At 70.4% G+C, this 17,883-nt stretch carries 15 protein-coding genes; 4 read left to right on the forward strand and 11 right to left on the reverse strand.

Going from position 1 to position 17,883, the window contains the following annotated elements; translation table 11 throughout:
- Positions 1 to 240 precede the first annotated feature (240 nt).
- The gene (locus BLT25_RS22160; protein WP_256328730.1) at positions 241 to 1,320 is read right to left on the reverse strand and encodes an HNH endonuclease signature motif containing protein; all 1,080 of its coding nucleotides are present in this window, start codon (positions 1,318 to 1,320) and stop codon (positions 241 to 243) included.
- A gap of 695 nt (positions 1,321 to 2,015) precedes the next feature.
- Here BLT25_RS22160 and BLT25_RS22165 point away from each other — a divergent pair.
- Positions 2,016 to 3,206, forward strand: a complete 1,191-nt coding sequence (locus BLT25_RS22165; protein WP_176884159.1) for an MFS transporter — start codon at positions 2,016 to 2,018, stop codon at positions 3,204 to 3,206.
- A gap of 6 nt (positions 3,207 to 3,212) precedes the next feature.
- On the opposite strand, the gene BLT25_RS22170 is transcribed toward BLT25_RS22165, so the two are convergent.
- Positions 3,213 to 4,310 carry a DUF1972 domain-containing protein gene (locus BLT25_RS22170; protein ID WP_256328731.1) on the reverse strand — a complete coding sequence of 366 codons (1,098 nt, stop codon included), beginning with the start codon at positions 4,308 to 4,310 and terminating at the stop codon, positions 3,213 to 3,215.
- 136 nt (positions 4,311 to 4,446) lie between these two features.
- Entirely contained in the window at positions 4,447 to 5,787 is a 1,341-nt protein-coding gene (locus BLT25_RS22175; protein WP_176884161.1) for a glycosyltransferase family 4 protein, read from the reverse strand.
- A gap of 123 nt (positions 5,788 to 5,910) precedes the next feature.
- Here BLT25_RS22175 and BLT25_RS22180 point away from each other — a divergent pair, with 123 nt between their 5' ends.
- Positions 5,911 to 7,296 (forward strand): AMP-binding protein, encoded by a 1,386-nt coding sequence (locus BLT25_RS22180; RefSeq protein ID WP_091050626.1) that lies wholly within the window; start codon positions 5,911 to 5,913, stop codon positions 7,294 to 7,296.
- Positions 7,297 to 7,471: 175 nt separating this feature from the next.
- Here BLT25_RS22180 and BLT25_RS22185 read toward each other — a convergent pair whose 3' ends face one another.
- The 4 genes from BLT25_RS22185 to BLT25_RS22200 are packed head-to-tail and all read right to left on the reverse strand — an operon-like array spanning position 7,472 to position 10,754.
- On the reverse strand, positions 7,472 to 7,738 hold the full coding sequence (locus BLT25_RS22185; RefSeq protein WP_091050629.1) for a phosphopantetheine-binding protein: 267 nt from the start codon (positions 7,736 to 7,738) through the stop codon (positions 7,472 to 7,474).
- A gap of 27 nt (positions 7,739 to 7,765) precedes the next feature.
- The gene (locus BLT25_RS22190) at positions 7,766 to 8,965 is read right to left on the reverse strand and encodes a pyridoxal-dependent decarboxylase, exosortase A system-associated (protein WP_218131446.1); all 1,200 of its coding nucleotides are present in this window, start codon (positions 8,963 to 8,965) and stop codon (positions 7,766 to 7,768) included.
- Positions 8,965 to 9,819, reverse strand: a complete 855-nt coding sequence (locus tag BLT25_RS22195; RefSeq protein WP_143033822.1) for a GNAT family N-acetyltransferase — start codon at positions 9,817 to 9,819, stop codon at positions 8,965 to 8,967. The genes BLT25_RS22190 and BLT25_RS22195 overlap by 1 nt, the downstream gene beginning before the upstream one ends.
- Positions 9,816 to 10,754, reverse strand: a complete 939-nt coding sequence (locus tag BLT25_RS22200) for a glycosyltransferase family 2 protein (protein WP_091050635.1) — start codon at positions 10,752 to 10,754, stop codon at positions 9,816 to 9,818. Before BLT25_RS22200 ends, BLT25_RS22195 begins: the two co-directional genes overlap by 4 nt.
- Positions 10,755 to 10,876: 122 nt before the next feature.
- Between BLT25_RS22200 and BLT25_RS22205 the strand changes: the two genes are divergently transcribed.
- Positions 10,877 to 11,542: a polysaccharide deacetylase family protein gene (locus BLT25_RS22205; protein WP_256328732.1), complete on the forward strand. Its 666-nt coding sequence runs from the start codon at positions 10,877 to 10,879 to the stop codon at positions 11,540 to 11,542.
- 20 nt (positions 11,543 to 11,562) lie between these two features.
- Here BLT25_RS22205 and BLT25_RS22210 read toward each other — a convergent pair whose 3' ends face one another.
- Positions 11,563 to 13,146, reverse strand: coding sequence for an acyl-CoA ligase (AMP-forming), exosortase A system-associated (locus BLT25_RS22210; protein ID WP_091050640.1), 1,584 nt, complete (start codon positions 13,144 to 13,146; stop codon positions 11,563 to 11,565).
- On the reverse strand, positions 13,143 to 13,808 hold the full coding sequence (locus BLT25_RS22215) for a methyltransferase type 11 (RefSeq protein ID WP_091050643.1): 666 nt from the start codon (positions 13,806 to 13,808) through the stop codon (positions 13,143 to 13,145). Before BLT25_RS22215 ends, BLT25_RS22210 begins: the two co-directional genes overlap by 4 nt.
- 208 nt (positions 13,809 to 14,016) lie before the next feature.
- Between BLT25_RS22215 and BLT25_RS22220 the strand changes: the two genes are divergently transcribed.
- Complete coding sequence (locus tag BLT25_RS22220) at positions 14,017 to 15,609, forward strand: DUF4082 domain-containing protein (RefSeq protein WP_176884163.1); 1,593 nt, start codon at positions 14,017 to 14,019, stop codon at positions 15,607 to 15,609.
- Here the strand turns inward: BLT25_RS22220 and BLT25_RS22225 are convergent.
- Together BLT25_RS22225 and BLT25_RS22230 are read right to left on the reverse strand one after the other, a co-directional pair.
- Positions 15,544 to 16,926, reverse strand: a complete 1,383-nt coding sequence (locus tag BLT25_RS22225) for an O-antigen ligase family protein (protein ID WP_143033824.1) — start codon at positions 16,924 to 16,926, stop codon at positions 15,544 to 15,546. The two genes, BLT25_RS22220 and BLT25_RS22225, sit on opposite strands and share 66 nt — an antisense overlap.
- A gap of 6 nt (positions 16,927 to 16,932) precedes the next feature.
- Positions 16,933 to 17,721, reverse strand: a complete 789-nt coding sequence (locus tag BLT25_RS22230) for a hypothetical protein (protein ID WP_143033825.1) — start codon at positions 17,719 to 17,721, stop codon at positions 16,933 to 16,935.
- Between the last annotated feature and the right edge of the window lie 162 nt (positions 17,722 to 17,883).

The raw sequence follows: 17,883 nt of genomic DNA on the forward strand, positions 1-17,883 counted from the left end.
CCTTGTGAATGGTTCACAAGCGGGCCGTTGTTCCCCATGCTCCGGAGTGTGGGGAACCTCCGCTGCGGTGGGGAAGTGTTCCCGCCATCAGGGAACGGCGCGCGTGGAGTCGAGAAGGTGGCCGAAAAGCTGGTTGGGCACCAGGACACGCTCCCTTCAGCGAGAGCCGAGACCGGTCGACGGTGGGGGTCGTCAGGCCCGACGGGCAGGACCGGTGAACTGGATTCCGCACCCGGCCGATTAGGGGCGGCGGGTGAACCGGATGGTGCCGTCCGGCAACCGCTCATGAACGTACGCCGCATTGTGGGCCAGGCGGTGATGATGCGGACACAACAACGCCCCGTCCTTCAGATCGGTCTTCCCGCCGGCGGCCCAGGGGTCGAGGTGGTGGGCATCGCACCATTCCGGTGGCATGTCGCAGCCCTCGGCTTGGCAGCACTTCTGCTGGAGCCGCAGCGCCTTGCGCTGGATGGGCTGGAAGAACCGACTTGCACGGCCGGCATCGAGGACCTCACCGTCGCCACCCAGCACCCAGGGAATGATCGTGGCGTTGCACGCCAACTTGCGTGCCTCGGCCGCGCTGATGGTGGTGCCGTTGGTCTCGTCATAACCCAGGGTGGCAATCCCGAGGTCCTTGCGGAGCTCCTCGAGGGAGATCACCACGTTGATGGTGGTCGCGTCGCCGCCGTGGCGGGGCAGCCCGGCGGGGTCGACGGTCTCCAACAGGCGGGCGAAGCCTTGGCCCATCAGCCGCTCCCACGGCGGCAACGCGGCACCCTTGCCGACGAGCTGCTGTTTGCGGGGCTGGGCGTAGGCCTCGACCAGCCGCTTGAACCGCGTCCCCATCGAGGTCGGCAGGACGCCGTCGAAGCCGATGGTGCCGTCGTGGTTGTCCCAGACCCGCAGCGCGGTCTTCTGCTGAGCACGCTCCTCTTCAGCCAGGAGGGCTTGGGCTTCGGCGTCGTCGAACCGGGCCGGGTCGATCTCACGCAGGATCCGTTTCCCGACGATGCGGAGCTCGTTGGCGGTCAGACGACCGGCGTAGTCCACGAGGAGCTTCTCGGCCAACACCAGGTCCTCACTACTGGCGACCGGGTTGGTCTCGATCTGGTCGAGTGCCTGGGTGATCACCCGTGCTTTGTCATGGGACACCACGCCTTCAGCCAGGCCGTCAGCGACGAGGTCGTACTTGGTGACCGCAGCCGCAAGCTTGATCTGGGAGCGAGCCACGGCCTTGTCGACCAACAGCTCGGCACGCATCCACCCGGATGCGTCCTTAGCGCCGGTCTCCTCGGCGATATCGCCGGCAGAGGCGAGCACCCGAAGTTCAGAGCGGCTTGTTGGGCCTGGAGTTTCTCCAACCGTTCCAGCAGGTCCTTCTTCTGCTCGGTGCGCCAATAGGCCGGGTCGGTGGCGAGGAGTTCTTGGAGGGCGGTCTCGATGGCGGCAAGGGCGGCGTCGATCGCGTCGCCAGGGTTGGTGCCCCACGGGTCGATCGAGCGGCCGAGACTCATCGCCGTTCCTCTCTCAGAGGTGTGCTGTGATGGGCTCTATTCTACGCCCTCTATATCTGTCTGAACACCTATTTTCCCAGTTCACGTGCTGTTTTCGCGGCGAGCGAACGGCTTCGTATCTGTGGATGGTAAGTGGCCCGAAGGGCCACCCTTCCACCCCATCAACATCACCCGTCCCAAGCAAGATTCCGCTGCGCCACACCCGGGCCGCCGCCCCGATAGCCAGCCAAGTTTTTTCTCGATCTGGTCCGGAGTCCAGGACCGCCGAAGGCGGCCGGCGAAGCCGGCGGGCCGAAGGCCCGTCCTTGACGCCGGTCCAGATCGAGAACACCCTCCAAGCAAGGGTCGGCGGCCCACGCCACCCTCGAGCGAAACGTTCCGGCAGGGAGGGGTCCCGGCACGCCCAACCAGCGAAGGCACCGTGTCGGTCTCGACACGCCTCCGCCTAGCGGCTCCGGCGGCTCGACCACCGAGACGCCAGGTCTTTACTAACCTGAACACGTGCCCCCAGACCCCACACGCCCACCGTTCTGGATCTCGGTAGCCTCGTTCGTGAGCAGCTTCGACCGATTCGTCGTGAGCCCGATCCTGGTCCTCGTCGCCGCGACGTTCGAGGTCTCGGTGGGGCAGGCGGTGGCGATCGCGAGCGGCTACTACCTGGCGTACGGACTGTGCCAGCCGCTGTGGGGTGCCCTCTCGGACAGATTCGGCCGGGTGCGGCTGATGCAGGGCGCGCTGGTCGGAGCCGGCATCGCCGGACTCGTCTCGGCGGCAGCCCCAAACCTGATCACCCTGGTCGTGATGCGGGTCGTCGCGGGAGCGTTCTTCGGGGCGATCGTGCCGACCTCACTGACGTACGTCGGGGACACCGTCTCCGACGCCCACCGACAGCGCGCACTGTCCGACCTGATGGCCGCGATGGCGGTGGGTACGGCGCTGGCCGCCGCCGCGGCGGGGATCACCGGACAGCTGGCGGGGTGGCGGGTCGTGTTCGCGGTGCCGGCGGTCGTGGCCTTGGTCAGCGCCTGGGGTCTGAGGAAGCTCGCCGAGCCGCCACGAACCACCGGCGGCGGAGTCGCAGCCTCGTTCCGGGCCGCGCTGAGCAACCGCTGGGTGATCGTGGTCGGGCTGCTGGTCTTCGTCGAGGGCGGCCTCGTCCTGGGGGTCCTCACCCTTCTCGCACCGGCGCTCCAGGCGCAGGGCGTCGACGCCGCGCGAGCCGGGCTGGCGGCCGCTGCGTACGGCATCGCGGTCCTGCTCTCCTCGCAGGTGCTCAAGGCTCTGACCCGGCGGCTCCCGCGCTGGGCGCTGATGGGGATCGGAGGCGTCGCCCTGACCGCCGGGTACGCCGCCGCGACCATGCGCGTCTCGGTGACCACCATCATCGGCATCGTGGTGATGCTGGGGATCACCTGGGCCTTTCTGCACACCTCGCTGCAGACCTGGGCCACCTCGATCGTCCCCGAGGCGCGCGGCACCGTCGTCGCCTGCTTCGCCGCCTCGCTCTTCATCGGCAGCTCCGTCGCGGCCGTCGTCGCCGGCCCGGCGGCCGACCACGACGAATGGCACACCCTGTTCACCGTCTGCGCCGCGACCGCCGCCGTCCTCACCGTGGCCTGCGTGATCGCCTACCGCGCCTACACCGCCCGCGAGGAAGCGCCGCGGACCGCGGATGTCCCGACCGATGTCTAGAAGAGATCAGCGCATGTGGGCGCGGATGAGCTGCTCGTACTGGTCGGTGATCCGGCTCCAGGTGAACTCGGCGGAATGACGGGCCCGGGCGGCCGAGGAGAGTGACGCCGCGAGGTCGGGCTCGGACAGCAGCCGCTCCAGCGCGGTGACGATGCCGGCCTCGTCGGAGAAGTAGAGGGCGGCGGCGTCGGCGACCCAGCGGTTGTAGCGGTTGTCGTGTGCGATCACGGCGTTGCCGCAGCCGAGCGCCTCGACGAGCGAGGGGTTGGTGCCCCCGACCTGGTGGCCGTGGACGTACGCCACGGAGTGGTAGCGCAGGGCCGAGACGATGTCGGTGTCGTAGATCGCGCCGAGGAAGACCACTTCGTCGCCGGCCGCCTCCAGGACGGCGCGCTGGTAGGCATCAGCCGGGTCGTAGGACCCCAGCACGACCAGCTTCCGGCCCCAGCGCCGGCTGGAGAAGGCCCGGACGACCTCGAGGATGCTGTTCTCCGGCACCGGCCGGGCGACCAGGGTGAGGTACGAACCCGGCTCCAGCCCGTGCTCGAGCACCGCCCGGACCGGCGCGTCGACAACCCGCGGCGCGCCGTAGGCGATCGTGGTGATCTTCTCTGCCGGCACCCGGGTCGCCAGGTGGCGCGCGATCTCGGGGTGGTCGGCGATGAGGTGGTCGCCCAGCCAGCAGGCGGCCCGCTCCTGGGTCCACAGGAACGCCTTCTCCGGGCCGGACCAACGGGCCCGCTTCCACTCGATGCCGTCCATGTTGATGATGTTGGGGACGCGGCGAGAGCGCAGCACGGAGTTGAGCGCGCCGGTGTTGTAGCCGAACGTCACGCACACGCTGCCGTCCTGCGCGGCCTCGCGGGCGGCGTGCCGCACCGCTCCGACGTCGAACTCGATCGTCCCGCGCGGGCCGTCGTGCCGGGCGGGCACGTGGACGCGCTCGATGCCCTTCCACGAGTCGATCCGCAGGTCCGCGGTGGGCTCGTCGTCCTGGCAGTAGACGACGACTCGCCAGCCGCGGTCGACCAGGTCGAGCCCGATGTTCTCCACAGCGGTCTCGAAGCCGCCGTGAGCAGCCGGGACCCCGCGGGTCCCGAGCATTCTTATAGTTGGGGTCACGTGGGGGTTGACTCCTAGTTTTTAGGAGCCAGAGGCCCCTATTTTCAGCACAAGGAGCCATCCAAGAGGATCCGCGGGGATCACGGTCCAGAAGTCGGGTTCATATACCCGAAATCGGTTACGTCACCGCGGGCCCTCGGGTGAGCACGAACTGGCGCAGCGCGTCCGGGTCGTCCAGATCGACGTACTCGAACCCGTCCACCGCCGCCGGCGCCTCCCCGATCGCGCACATGGAGTCGTAGACCTGCACGTACGCCGCCGACTGCGGGCCCCAGTCGAGCACCTTCGCCGCGCGCTCCCGTGCCCGCAGGGCGAGCTCGACCCGCAGCTCGGGGTCATCCAGAAGCGACTCGACCGCGTCGGTGAACGCGGCCACGTCCCCGGACGGCACGAAGAGCGCCGCGTCCTCGGCGGAGACCCGGGTCTCGACCAGGTCGAAGGAGACCGACGGCAGGGCGTACGCCATGTACTCCATCGTCTTGTTCATCGTCGAGACGTCGTTGAGCGGCGTCTTCAGGTCCGGGCACAGCCCGACGGCCGCGGCGCTGAGATGCTCGGCGATCAGCGCGGAGCCGGCCCGCCCGGTGAACGTGACCACGTCGTCGAGGCCGAGCTCGGTGCAGCGGCGCTTGAGGTCCTCGAGGCAGTCGCCGAAGCCCATCAGCACGGCGTCGACGTCGGTGCGGCCGCGCCGGTGGACGAGCTCCTCCATCACCTCCAGCACCGTGTCGACGCCGTCCTGCGGACCCATGATCCCGAGGTAGACCAGGGTGTGGCGCCTGCCCGTGCCATTGTCCAGGGCAACGGCGTCGTGGGGCCGCACCGGGCGCATCACCGAGGTGTCCGGTCCGCTGCGGACCACGGTCACGTCCGCGGGCGCCATCCCGCCGCGGGTGATCGCGACCTTCCGGTAGGACTCGTTGGTCGAGATGACCTTGTCGGCGGTGGCGTACGTCTGCTTCTCGAGCCAGCGCAGCGCGGCCAGCTGGGCGCGGCCGGACAGCGACGTCGGCGCACCGAAGCGGGAGAGGAAGAGCTCGGGGTTGAGGTCATGCTGGTCAAAGACGAACTCGACGCCACGGCGCTTCCAGATGCGGGCGAGCAGCCAATAGGTGTCGGGCGGGTTGCACGCCTGCATGATCGCGAACGGGCGGTCCCGCCAGACCTTGTTGGCCAGCAGCGCCGTGCGGATCCAGCAGTAGACGAACTCCAGCAGGTAGCCGAGCACGCCGCGGGCCTGCGGCGCGGGCCGGTACTTGTAGATGCGTACGCCGCCGAGCTGCTGGCGCCCGGGATCGCCGGGGCCCTTCGGGCAGATCACGCTGACCTCGTAACCCCGGGCGACCAGTGCCTGGCACTCCAGCCAGACCCGTCGGTCGAGCGGCACAGGAAGGTTCTGCACGATGATCAGCACGTGCGTCTTTGCGACGCCTTGTCTCTGCTGGGCTGCGTTGACCATATGAGCAGCGTTGAGGAGCCCGGAGACCCCCTCGGCGGGGACGCCCGGCATATCCCCGAATCCGGGGATCGTGAGCGGTGACGCGGGTGCCGCAGGGCCTCACGGCTCCTAGCGTCGCCTGGTGTGAACCCGCTGGCCGAGCGCATCCGTTCCGTACGCACCCGACCCCGGTCGCACGCCGTGATCGCGGACCGGCGCACGTCGGTCGGCGCGGACGGGCTGGTCGGCGCGGCCGAGGAGCTGCGGCTCGCCCTCGTCGCGGCCGCCGGTCGCCCGCAGCCGCTGGTCGCGGTGTCGCTGCCGCTGTCCACCGACGCGGTGGTGGCGCTCGTCGCCGCGATCCTCGGCGACCTCTCGGTCTGCTTCGTGGACCCGTCGGCGTCCGAGGAGCACCGCCGGTCCCTCCTCCAGGCGCTCCATCCCGACGTCGTGCTCGACCGCTCGGGGATCCGGGCAGTCGCGTCGTCATCGTCCTCGTCCCGGGAGCCGCTGGAGGCCGGGTACGTCGCGATGTCCTCCGGCTCCACCGGCGGCGGCCCCAAGGGCGTGCTCTCCTCCTGGGCCGGGATCGACGCCTTCGTCCCGCACGGGGCGGCCGCGCTCGATCTCGACGCCTCCTCGGCCTGGGCCGAGGTCTCGCACCTCTCCTACGACCTGGCGATGACCAACCTGCTCGTGGCCCTGGCCGCCGGCTCCTCCCTCCACCTGTCCGGATCGCTGGGCGACCGGCTCCGGCCGCTCGGCTTCTGCGCCCGGGTCGAGGCGACACACCTGCGACTCGCCCCTCGGTTCATCGACCTCGCTGCCGCCGAGCGGGTCGACGGGGCCCCGCGGAGCCTGCGGGTGTGGGGCTCCGGCGGTGACCGGCTCTCCGCCGCCGACGCGCAGCGCGTCTTCGACCTGGGCGTCCCGACCGTCGTCAACACCTACGGCACCAGCGAGACGATCGGGTTCGCCAGCGCCGCCCGGTTCGAGGCCGGTGACGACCTGCCGGCGGTCCACGGCGCGGTCGGGATCGGGCGCGGGGCGGTCGGGGCGTGGCGTACGTCCATGGGGTCGGCGGGCGAGATGCTGGCCATCGAGTCGCCCCACCTACCCGGCGGCTATCTCTTCGGCTCCCCGAGCGGTGAGTTCCCGCGCTGGGACGGGCCGGAGCGGGTGCTGACCGGCGACGTCGGGGCCCGGCGCGGCGAGGAGCTCTTCTGCCTGGGCCGCGCGGGCCGCCGGGTGAAGCGCAGCGCGAGCTTCGTCGACCTGGACGCGCTCGACGCCGAGGTGAAGCAGGCCTTCGGCCTGGCCACCTTCACGGCCGCCACCCCCGAGGGCGCCCTGGTCAGCCTCGTCGAGGGTCCCGAGGCCCACCTGGACGACCTCCGCCGCCGGCTGCCGACGGTGCTGCGGCCCGACTCGGTCCCCGACGTACTCGTCCCCGTCGCCCAGCTCCCCCGCACCGGCAACGGCAAGATCGACCACGCCGCCGCTCAGGCGCTGGTCTCGACCGCTGGCTGACCCTGTGGGTCGCCGTCGCTGACCGCCCCGCTGGTCGAGCCGCCGGAGCCGCTAGGCGGAGGCGTGTCGAGACCAACACGGTCCTGGCGAGCGCGGAGGGGACCGTGTTGGTCTCGACACGCTCGCTGGCGCGAGGGTCTGAACGAAGTGGCCCTCGACCAACGGGGATCAGCGGTCACCCGACCTGCGCGCGCACGTGGTCGGCCAGGGACCCGACGGACTCGAAGACCTCGGCGTTGATGTCGTCCTCGTCCATCTCGAAGCCGAAGCGGTCCTCCAGGACCGTGATCAGCTCGACCAGGGCGAGCGAGTCGAGCTCGGGCAGGGAGCCGAAGAGCAGGGTGTCCGCGGCCAGGGTGCCGGCGCTGTGGTCGGGGCCGATCACCTCGGTGATCGCCTCGGCGACGCTGACGAGGGTCGCGTCGGTCGTGTCGATGGTCATGGGACTCCTTGGGTTACAGATCGGGTTTCAGACGAGAACTTCGAGCGGGACTGGGTGGCTCAGGAAGGCGGTCGGGCTGGCGGTGAGGCCGTACGCCCCGGCCTGGTGCACGACGACCAGGTCGCCCACCTCGGCACGCGGCAGGCTCACCTTGTCGCCGAGCAGGTCCAGGGGCGTGCACAGGCAGCCGACGACCTGCACGGTCTCGACCGCAGCCTCGCCATCACCGGCCACGGCGACCGAGATCGGGTAGTTGCGACGGATGACCTGGCCGAAGTTGCCCGAGGCGGCGAGCTGGTGGTGCATGCCGCCGTCGACGACCAGGAAGGTCTTGCCGCGCGAGATCTTGCGGTCGACGACCCTGGTCACATAGACCCCGGCCTCGCCGACGAGATAGCGGCCGAGCTCGATGACGACCTGCGCGGACGGCAGCGCAGGACGTACGCGGGTGGCGAGCAGCTCCTCGAGCCGCGCGCCGACCAGCGGGAGGTCGAGCGGCTGATCCTGGGTGTAGTAGGGGATGCCGAAGCCACCGCCGATGTTGAGGTACGTCATCGGCTCCGCGAGGTCGCCGGACAGCCGCAGGACGAGGTCGACGGTGCGCTCCTGAGCCTCCGCCAGGATCGAGGCGTGCAGGTTCTGAGAGCCTGAGAAGACGTGGAAACCGGCCACCTCGACGTCGCGGTCGTGCAGCGTCTTGAGCAGCATCGGCACCGTCTCGGCGTCGACCCCGAACTGCTGGGCGCCGCCGCCCATCCGCATCCCCGAGCCCTTGACCTCGAAGTCCGGGTTGACCCGGACCGCGACCCGCGGCCGGATCCCGAGCCGTTCGGCGGCCTCGACCAGGCGGTCGGCCTCCAGCGGCGACTCGATCTCGACGAGCACCCCGGCCGCGACGGCCTGGGACAGCTCTCCGAGCGACTTCCCCGGACCCGCGAAGCTCACCTCTCCCGGAGAGATCCCGGTGTCGAGCGCCACCCGCATCTCGGCCCCCGAAGCGACGTCGAGCGCGTCGACGGCCCGAGCCAGGTGCTGGACCACCGCGGGCATCGGGTTGGCCTTGACCGCATAGCTCAGGTGCACGTCACCGGGAAGCGCTGCCCGCAGCGAGGCCACCCGGGCGTCGATCGCGGCCCGGTCGTAGGCGAAGAACGGGGTCGAGCCGACCCGCTCGGCCAGCCGTCCCACCGGCACGCCCCCGACAGCCGGTCCACCAACGTCGGTCATCACCACTCCAGACATGTCAGCTCGCTGTACAGGTAGTCGACCCGCGCGGGGTCGAGGGCCTCGCTGCGCAGCATCTTCGGCCGCGACCGCGAGAGCCGGTAGGAACCGCCCGGCGCCCCTCCCGCGACCCGGTGCTCGACCAGGGTCGCCGCGGCGCCGTGCTGGGTCAGCAGGTGCGAGGCCAGCCGCGGCGCGTGCCGCCGGAGCAGCTCCGGGTTGCTCGCGTAGAGGACCGAGGCGAAGGCGCGTACGCCCTTGCGGGTGTCCTTGCGGGCCACGACGTAGCAGTGCTCGGAGCCCGCGCTCAGCACCACGTGCCGGGCCGCCGCCGCGGCACGGTGGTCGGCATAGAGGTCCCGCTCCTCGCCCTGCAGCACCGAGTCCAGTACGTCGGGACGACTGCTCACCCGCACCCCGCGTCGCCCCGGCAGCGCCACCGCGGGCACCAGCGAGGTGGTCGTGTCCAGGTCGGTGAACTTGAGCTTCCGGTTGAGCGCGATCACGTTGCCGGAGGGCGAGAAGTCGGTGAACTCGTAGCCGGGCTGCTTGAGCAGCGTGGTCAGCAGCCGCAGCCCCTGATGACGGTGGCTGTCGAGCACGCACCAGGCGCCCAGGTTGCAGACCTGGAGCGTCTCCGCGCCGACCCTCCGGTCGGAGTAGTAGGCGAGGTAGGCCCCGACCACCCGCTCCCCCTCGGCGAGGAAGAACCCGTGGTTGGGCTGGGGTACGTCCCAGGGCACCCGCAGGGCGTGGGTCCACTCCAGCTCCTGCACCCGCGGGTTCAGCTGCTCGTGCAGGAACGTCGAGACTGCCGGGAGGTCGTCGGCTGTGATCGGGGCGAGCAGGGCCTTCATGCGCTCGCCACCCACTCGGGCCCACGCGGGGCGCTCATCCGGCGGGGGCTGACCAGGGTGCGGACGGCACGTCGCGACGTCTGCTTGCCCAGCAGCGCCCGGCTGCACTCGCGGGCCAGCACCATCAGCCAGTACGCGGCCCCCTGCACCCGCCCGCGGCGGACCGTGAAGAGCCGCACCCGGTTGGCGACCAGGAGTGCCCACAGCCCCGGTGAGGTGGTGGACTCGCCGCCGAGGTGGACGGCGCGCGCGGCGGGCACGAACCGCACCCGGAAGCCCCGGTCGCGAGCGCGCAGGTGGAACTCGGTCTCCTCGGAGTAGAGGAAGTAGGACTCGTCCCAGGGGCCGCAGGCCCGCCAGCACTCGGCGCTGATCAGCTGCGTCGACCCCTCGGCCCAGTCGGTGTCCTGGCCGCGGTCGTACTCGGCCGGGTCGACCACGACCTCCCCCGCCCACCGGACGCGGCCGGCGCGGTTGGCGCCGACCACGGCGTCGGCGAAGGCCCGCACCAGGCTCGGGGCGCCACGCATCGACTCGATCAGCCGGCCCTCGGCGTCGACCAGCCGGGGCACGGCCACGCCGACCCCGGGCACGAGCTCACGCGCGAGCGCCGCGACACAGTCCGGCTCGAGGCGTACGTCCGGGTTCAGGACCAGCACCGCGTCGACGTCCGGATCCGCTGCGAAGGCTGCCGCGACACCCGCGTTGATCCCGGCGGCGTAGCCGCCGTTGCGACCGGTCTCGACGACGGTCGCGTCCGGCGCCATGCGGTGCGCGGTCGCCACGGTGTCGTCGGCAGAGGCGTTGTCGACGACCACCAACCGCCACCCGAGGCCGGCCAGCCCACCCGGCAGAGAGCCGACGAGATCGGCCAGCAGGTGAGCACTGTTATAGGTCACCACCACGACTGCGATGGTTCGGATCGGGAGCGACACATCACGAGTCTCAACGGGGTCCACCCCCGCCGGAACCGCCTCCCGACCGCAGATCCCCCGTATGAGGTAGGCCTTCGCAAAGGCGGGCCCGGCGCGGTCTCCGGATCCCTAGCGTGGAGAACATGCCCGCCCACGTGACCAACATCTGCTTCCACGGCATCGGCGAGCCCGAGCGCGAGCTGGAGCCGGGTGAGGACCGCTACTGGATCAGCCAGGACGCCTACGAGGACATCCTCGATGCCGTCGCCGGCCGCCCCGAGGTGCGAATCAGCTTCGACGACGGCAACCACTCCGACGTCGCGATCGGGTTGCCGGGCCTGCTGGCCCGCGGCCTGAGCGCGACCTTCTTCGTGCTGGCGGGCCGCTTGGGGAAGCCGGGAAGCGTCGACCGCCTCGACATCCGGCTCCTCCGGGTGGCGGGCATGCGGATCGGCACCCACGGCATGGACCATGTCAGCTGGCGCGGCCTCGATCCCGCGGGCGTACGCCGCGAGCTGATCCAGGCCCGCGAGCAGATCACCATGGCGGCCGGCGAGACGGTGGACGAGGCGGCGCTCCCGCTCGGCCGCTACGACCGCACCACGCTGCGCCACCTGCGCCGTCTGGGCTACGAGCACGTCTACTCCAGCGACCGCGCTCACGCGGTGGCCGGCGCCTGGCTGCAGCCGAGGTTCAGCGTCACCGCGAACGACGACGGGGCCAGCGTACGCAGCCAGATCCTGAACGGACAGGGCATCGCCAAGAGGGTGGAACGCCAGGCGGCAGGCCTGGTCAAGCGGCTGCGCTGACCTTCAGGACGGGCTGAGCTTCACGACGTCAGCACGCTCAGGATCAGGACCCGGTCGAACTTGCCGTTCGGGGAGCGCGGAAGCTCCGGGCGTACGTCGATGGTCGAGGGAACCATGTAGGGCGGCATCGCACGGCGCAGCGCGGTCAGCAGCCGGTCGGCCTCGATCTCCGTCCGACCGGCGGGAGGCGTCACCAGCAGCACGATCCGCTGCCCGAGCCGGTCGTCGGGCAGGCCGAGCGCCACCGCATCGCGGACCAGGCCGGTGTCGTAGGCGACCTCCTCGATCTCGGTCGGGCTGACCCGGTAACCGGAGGTCTTGATCATGTCGTCCAGGCGCCCGACGAAGTAGAGGAAACCCTCCTCGTCCGCCACCACCCGGTCCCCGGACCACACGCACAGCTCGGGCGTACGCCACGAGGCCTGCTCCCGCGGCAGCGGCCGGAACCGTTCGGCGGTCCGCGCGGAGTCGCCCCAGTAGCCTTGGGCCACCAGTGCGCCGCGATGGACCAGCTCCCCCTCCTCGCCGGGCTCGCACGGCGTCCCGTCCTGGCGTACGACGAGAACCTCCGCGTTGGGGATGGCCTTGCCGATGGAGTCCGGCCGGCGGTCGACCTCGGCCGGGTCGAGATAGGTGGAGCGGAACGACTCGGTCAGTCCGTACATCAGGAAGGGCTGCGCCGCCGGGAAGTGCTCGCGGAGCCGTTGCAGCGTGGCCCGCGGCATCCGGCCCCCGGTGTTCGCGAAGTAGCGCAGGCGCTCCCGCGCCTCCGGTGGCCACTCGACGCCGGCCAGCTGCAGCCACAGCGGCGGTACGCAGGTCAGCCCCGTCACGCCGTACTCGGCGCACAGCGCAGGAACCTCGCCGGGCAGCAGATAGTTCATCAGCACCACGTGTGCTCCGACCGCGAAGGCGGTGGTGATCTGGCTGAGGCCGGCATCGAAGCTGAGCGGGAGCACGGAGAGGATGACGTCCTCGGGCCCGTTGCCGAGATAACTGCTGACGCTCTCGGCGCCGGCCACGAGGTTGCGGTGGCTCAGCACCACGCCCTTCGGCTTCCCGGTGCTGCCCGAGGTGTAGAGGATGGCGGCAAGGTCCTGGTCGATCGTCGCGTCGGCAGGCGCGGAGGCGCCGGCCGGGAACACCTCGTCCCAGGCGTGCACCGCGACGTCGAGCGCGATCTCGTCAGGGACCACGGTGCCGGCCCCGGTGCCGACCAGAACGATGTGCTCGAGCGCCTCGCACCGCTTCAGCTCCTCGCGGAGCAGAACCAGCCGCTCTTTCGAGGTGATGAGCACCTTGACCGAGCAGTCCTCGAGGATGTGAGCGACCTGGCCGGCCTTGAGCAGCGGGTTGACCGGCACGAAGACGCCGCCCGCGGCCGTGGCCGCGAAGATCGAGGCGACCGTCGCGGGCCGCTTCTCCAGGAAGATCGCGCAGCGGTCGCCCCGGGCCAGGCCGAGATCGCCGAGTCCGGCGGCGATCGCGCACGCCGAGGCCCAGACCTCGGCGTAGCTCTGCGTGCTGCCCTTGTAGGAGAGCGCAGGGGCGTCAGGGCGCGCCTCGGCGTGCTCACGCAACAGGGAGTGGAGCACCGTCCTCATCGCGTCCGCACCGCGATCATCGACTTGGTCAGACCGAGGAGCCGCTCCCGGAGGATCTCGGAGTCGGGGAAGTAGGAGCGCATCTCGGTCATCCCGACCAGCTCGGTCCACTGCACATCGGCCATCGCCTCGGCCCGGGATGCGGGAAGCGTGTGGACCAGCGGCCAGCGCTCGGCGACCCGGGCCCGCAGCGCCATCGGAAGGAACTGCATCCCGGGGAAGAGCCAGTGCGGCTCGATCGGGAAGTACCGGTAGGGCGTCTGGACCCAGTGCCGTGGCGCGGCCTGACGGATCTGCTCGGCCAGCCTGGAGCGCTGGGCGTGGCCGCCGACGTGCTCGAGCAGGGAGTTGGAGAACACCAGGTCGTACGCCACCGGCGCCCCCGCACCCTCCAACGCACCGCGTGCGTCGCAGGCGTCGCCGGTCACCGGCGTCAACCAGCCCTCCTTGCCGGCCCCCGGCTCGGTGAGGTTGAGCACGACGACGTGCGCAGGGCGTACGGGTGCCCGCAGCCAGGACTCGGTGGTGCCGCCGACGTCGAGCACCTTCATGTCGGCGATGTCGGGGAAGAGCGTCGTGAACCTCTCCCAGCGACGCAGCCGAAGCGTGGCGCCCAAGGACGCGGGAGAGTCCACCAGTCGGGATCGGAGCTCGAGCTTCACCCGACAATCGTCAACGGCGCAGCCGCCCGGCGAACGGCTCCCCGAACCCGGATCCCCCGTATCAGGTAGGAGCGGTCGCGCTGTCCGGACAGGTGATCGCCCCGAGAAACATGGCCGACATACCGATTCTGGTGGATGCCCGAACGCTCCGCATCTGTGCAGGGTCGGTATCGCAACGGTGCTGCCTAGACCTGAACGGTGCAACCACATGCAAACCTCGGCAAGTCGAACGTCCGGTCCGACTGGCTCTCGAGGCCATGCCCGAAAACCGATCCTTCTCGTCGGCAGCACCCTGATCACGGTCGTCGCCATTGTCGCCTGGACGATCTGGCCGATCTCGCAGAGCCAGGCGAAGGCGGTCAGCCTGCTCCCCGACGACGCGGTCCCCGCGATCGTGACCGACCCGGATCGACGTCCGGTCGAGGTGGGCCTGCGCTTCCGTGTGACCGAGCCCGCCGAGGCGGTCGCGGTCCAGTTCTACAAGAGCTCGGCGAACGCCGGGCCGCACACGGGCACCCTGTGGTCCGGGCGGGGTCGTGAGCTCGCCACCGCACGGTTCGGCGACAAGCCTCGGCGTGGCCTCCAGGTGGCCGAGTTCGACCGCACGGTGATCCTGCGACCCGGCCGGGACTACGTCGTCTCCTACACCGCGCCCAAGGGCCGCTACTCCACCGACCAGAGCTACTTCGACAAGCCGGTCTCCAGGGGGCCGATCACCGCCGGGGTCAACGCCGGGGTCTACTCCTACCGGCCCGGCTCCTTCCCTACCCAGACCTTCGGAGCCAACAGCTACGCCGTGGACATCGTGGTGCGCCCGACCGGCTCCGGCGGGTCGCCCTCGCCCTCGCCGTCGTCGTCCCCGTCCTCGGCGACCTCCCCGTCGGCCGGCCCGTCCACCGCTTCACCGAGCCCGTCCCCGAGCTCGCCCCCATCGAAGTCGGCTCCCGCGACCCCGACCACGCCGCCTCCGAGCTCGTCGTCACCGGAGGTCACCGGCGGCCCGACGCCCCCGACCTCGATACCCGACGGGTTCCCGAACCCGGCGACCACCGGGGTGCCCGCGGGCGTACGGCTGACTCCCTACGCGGGACCGTGCAACATCACCAAGCCCGGCACCGTGATCGACGGCAAGATCGTGAACTGCACGCTGAACGTACGCGCGGCCGACGTCACGATCCGCAACTCGGTGATCAACGGGACCGTCTACAACGACGAGGGGTCCAACGGGCTCGGGTTCACGATCGCCGACAGCGAGGTCCGGATCGGCAACCGAGGAGGGACGGGCATCGGCAACGTCGGCTTCACGGCCCTGCGGGTGGAGGTCACCGGAGGCAACCGCTCGATCAACTGCTGGCGCGACTGCACCGTGCGGGACTCCTACGTGCACGGCCAGTTCACCGACGTGACCGGCGTCGCCCACGAGTCCGGGATCCGGATGGGTTCGGGGGGTGTCATCAGCCACAACACGATCACCTGCGACGCACCGGACGTCCCGCCCGACGCCGGCTGCTCGGCGGGCCTGACCGGGTACGGGGACTTCGCCACCGTGGAGAACAACCTCATCGAGCGCAACATGTTCCTGGTGACGACAGGCGGCACCTGTGCCTACGGCGGCTCGTCGTCGGGCAAGGCCTACGGCGGCACCAACCACATCCGCTTCATCGACAACGTGTTCCAGCGCACCGCCGCGCGACCGAACTGCGGCTACTGGTTCCCGATCGCCTCCTTCGACTCCTCAGCGCCGGGCAACGTCTGGAAGGGCAACGTCTGGTCGGACGGCGGCGTCGTGAATCCCGGGTGACAGCTCCATGGGTTCCTGCTTGACCAGGCGGTGCAGGGCACCGGCGAGACCGACCGCCAGGAAGAAGCAGCCGGAGGACTGCGGGAACGCGAACAGGTCGTAGAAGGCCATCGCGGTCGCACCGGCGAGGACAGCGGCGAGCAGCCCCTGCGCGAGCTCGCGGTCGAAGTCGGTGGTCGCTGCCTTCCGAGCGCTGCGAGCCATGAACGCCGCGACCAGGATGACCGCCAGCAGCGCAGCCATCCCGATCAGCCCGGTCTCGATCGTGTGGCCCAGGTACTGGTTGTCCAGGATCCAGTACTGCGGCAGGAACGTCCCGGGCCCGCGGCCCAGCCACGGGTCACGCGCGATGAACTGGAGCGCCACCCCGTAGGCGTCCGTCCGAGACGCCACGCTGGCGTCGTCGCCGGCGCCGACGAACAGCCCGGTGAGGACACCGAGCATCCCCGGCACCACGAGATAGACCAGACCCGAGATCGCGGCCAGGCAACCGAGTGCGACCAGGCGCATGCGCCAACGCCAACGGAGGGCGAGGACCAGGATCGCGACGGCGGTGCAGAGGATCGCCGAGCGCGAGATCACCATGAAGATCGCGATCGCGACAACGGCCAGGACGGCGCGGTAGAGCCATCGCCGGGTGGGTGCGTGCAGGGCGTACACGATCACCAGCGGCAGCACCATCGACAAGATGACGCCGTACTCGATCGGGTGGGTCGAGGTCCCGCTGAGCCGTGGCATGCCGCTGCGTTCGTACAGGCCGATCTCGATGCCACGGGCGGAGAGTCCGGGGATGCTGATCCGGTCCACCAAGGCCTGCCGGGTCACGAACTGGAGCAGGCCGAGCACCGCCACCAACCCGATCCCGATCACCAGCCGGCGCACCACCGCGTGCAGCCGGTCGAGCGACGAGATCCCCTCTGCCGCCACCATGGCCAGACCGGCCATACCGATCATCTTGAGCAGCCCGCTGTCGGCGGGCGTCAGCTCGTTGCCGGGCATCGGCGCCGACATCGCCAGCACGTACGACGCCATCACGGCCAGGAGAAGCCCCAGGATCGCGATGCGTAGCGGCTGGACTCCCACATCGATCCGATGGATCCGTTGGACGTGGTACCAGACCCACCACAGGAACGCCCCGATCGCGACGATCGTCGCGGGCGCGCCGGCCGTGCCCAGCGCCGGGACGACGAGCACGGACCGGATCGAGAGCAGTACGACGATGTAGACCGTCAAGATGGCCGCGGCGTCGATCGACCGGGACACACCTACCTTCGGCTCGCCGGGACTACGCAGTCCGGTGAGCGGGGCCGTCCGCATCGTCCCTCACCTGCGTTGCACCGCTGACGACTGCTCGTCATGCGGTACGACCTGGGCGAATCCGTTCCGGGGCGGTGGCCTCTCCCAGCCGTCGGAGTCCAGGGGCTCCACGATTCTGGGGCCGGCGCGGTCATCGCCGACGTCGCCTGCTCCGTGCGACTCGTCCTCCTCCTGGCGCCTGGCACGGCCGCGCGAGAGCAGCAGCCCGTCCAGCAGCCCGATGCCGAGGAGCCCGACCACCAAGACGCCCGCACCGCCGACGATCCCGGCACGGAGCTGGTCCTTGGTGACCTTCTCCGCGGTCTCGTCGATGGTGAGCTTCTGGATGGAGATGTACTCACGGCGCTTGATCCCCAGGTCGGACTGCAGGCCGACGAGCACCCCCGGCGCGGCGTCGAACAGGTCGTTCAGAGCACCGATCGTGTCCTCCTCGCTGGCGCCGGTCACATCGACCACGACGATCGGCCCGCTCACCGCCATGTCGGCGTACATCTCATAGCTCACGTCCGGATGGCTCTCCTCGAGCTCGGCCCGAGCCGTCTTCGAGGTCATCGCGCGGATGAGGATGTCGCGGGCCGGGTTGAGCCCGCCCAGGGAGAGATAGGGGTTGCCCTCGATCTTCTCGCCCGCTCGGGTGGTCCCATCGGGCGGGAAGAGGAGCAGGGTCCCCTGAGCCGTGTAGGAGGGACCCACCCGTCCCATCATCACCACGACGGCGACGACCGTCAGCCCCAGGGTGACGATCACGAGATACCAGCGGCGCGCCAGGGCCCCCCACACCGCGCTGAGTTCCATGTGTTCCGGTCGCTTTCGCTAGAGAGTGGCTGAAGGCATCCGCGTGCCCGGGCACAGCCATCGTCAGGTTCTCCGGCTTCCTCCGAGGCGCACCCACCACGTCATACCCAAGACGAGGTACCGACCGCACCGATCCCGCCGCCCATCGGCGCTCGCGCACAG

The sequence above is a fragment of the Nocardioides sp. YR527 genome, assembly GCF_900101045.1.
Classification (GTDB): domain Bacteria; phylum Actinomycetota; class Actinomycetes; order Propionibacteriales; family Nocardioidaceae; genus Nocardioides.

Bases quoted from the DNA above. Each gene is read 5' to 3' on its own strand.
- BLT25_RS22230 (WP_143033825.1), bottom strand. From the start codon at position 17,721: ATGGAACTCAGCGCGGTGTGGGGGGCCCTGGCGCGCCGCTGGTATCTC.
- BLT25_RS22170 (WP_256328731.1), bottom strand. From the start codon at position 4,310: ATGCTCGGGACCCGCGGGGTCCCGGCTGCTCACGGCGGCTTCGAGACC.
- BLT25_RS22210 (WP_091050640.1), bottom strand. From the start codon at position 13,146: ATGAGGACGGTGCTCCACTCCCTGTTGCGTGAGCACGCCGAGGCGCGC.
- BLT25_RS22225 (WP_143033824.1), bottom strand. From the start codon at position 16,926: ATGCGGACGGCCCCGCTCACCGGACTGCGTAGTCCCGGCGAGCCGAAG.
- BLT25_RS22195 (WP_143033822.1), bottom strand. From the start codon at position 9,819: ATGAAGGCCCTGCTCGCCCCGATCACAGCCGACGACCTCCCGGCAGTC.
- BLT25_RS22190 (WP_218131446.1), bottom strand. From the start codon at position 8,965: ATGACCGACGTTGGTGGACCGGCTGTCGGGGGCGTGCCGGTGGGACGG.
- BLT25_RS22185 (WP_091050629.1), bottom strand. From the start codon at position 7,738: ATGACCATCGACACGACCGACGCGACCCTCGTCAGCGTCGCCGAGGCG.
- BLT25_RS22175 (WP_176884161.1), bottom strand. From the start codon at position 5,787: ATGGTCAACGCAGCCCAGCAGAGACAAGGCGTCGCAAAGACGCACGTG.
- BLT25_RS22205 (WP_256328732.1), top strand. From the start codon at position 10,877: ATGCCCGCCCACGTGACCAACATCTGCTTCCACGGCATCGGCGAGCCC.
- BLT25_RS22220 (WP_176884163.1), top strand. From the start codon at position 14,017: ATGCAAACCTCGGCAAGTCGAACGTCCGGTCCGACTGGCTCTCGAGGC.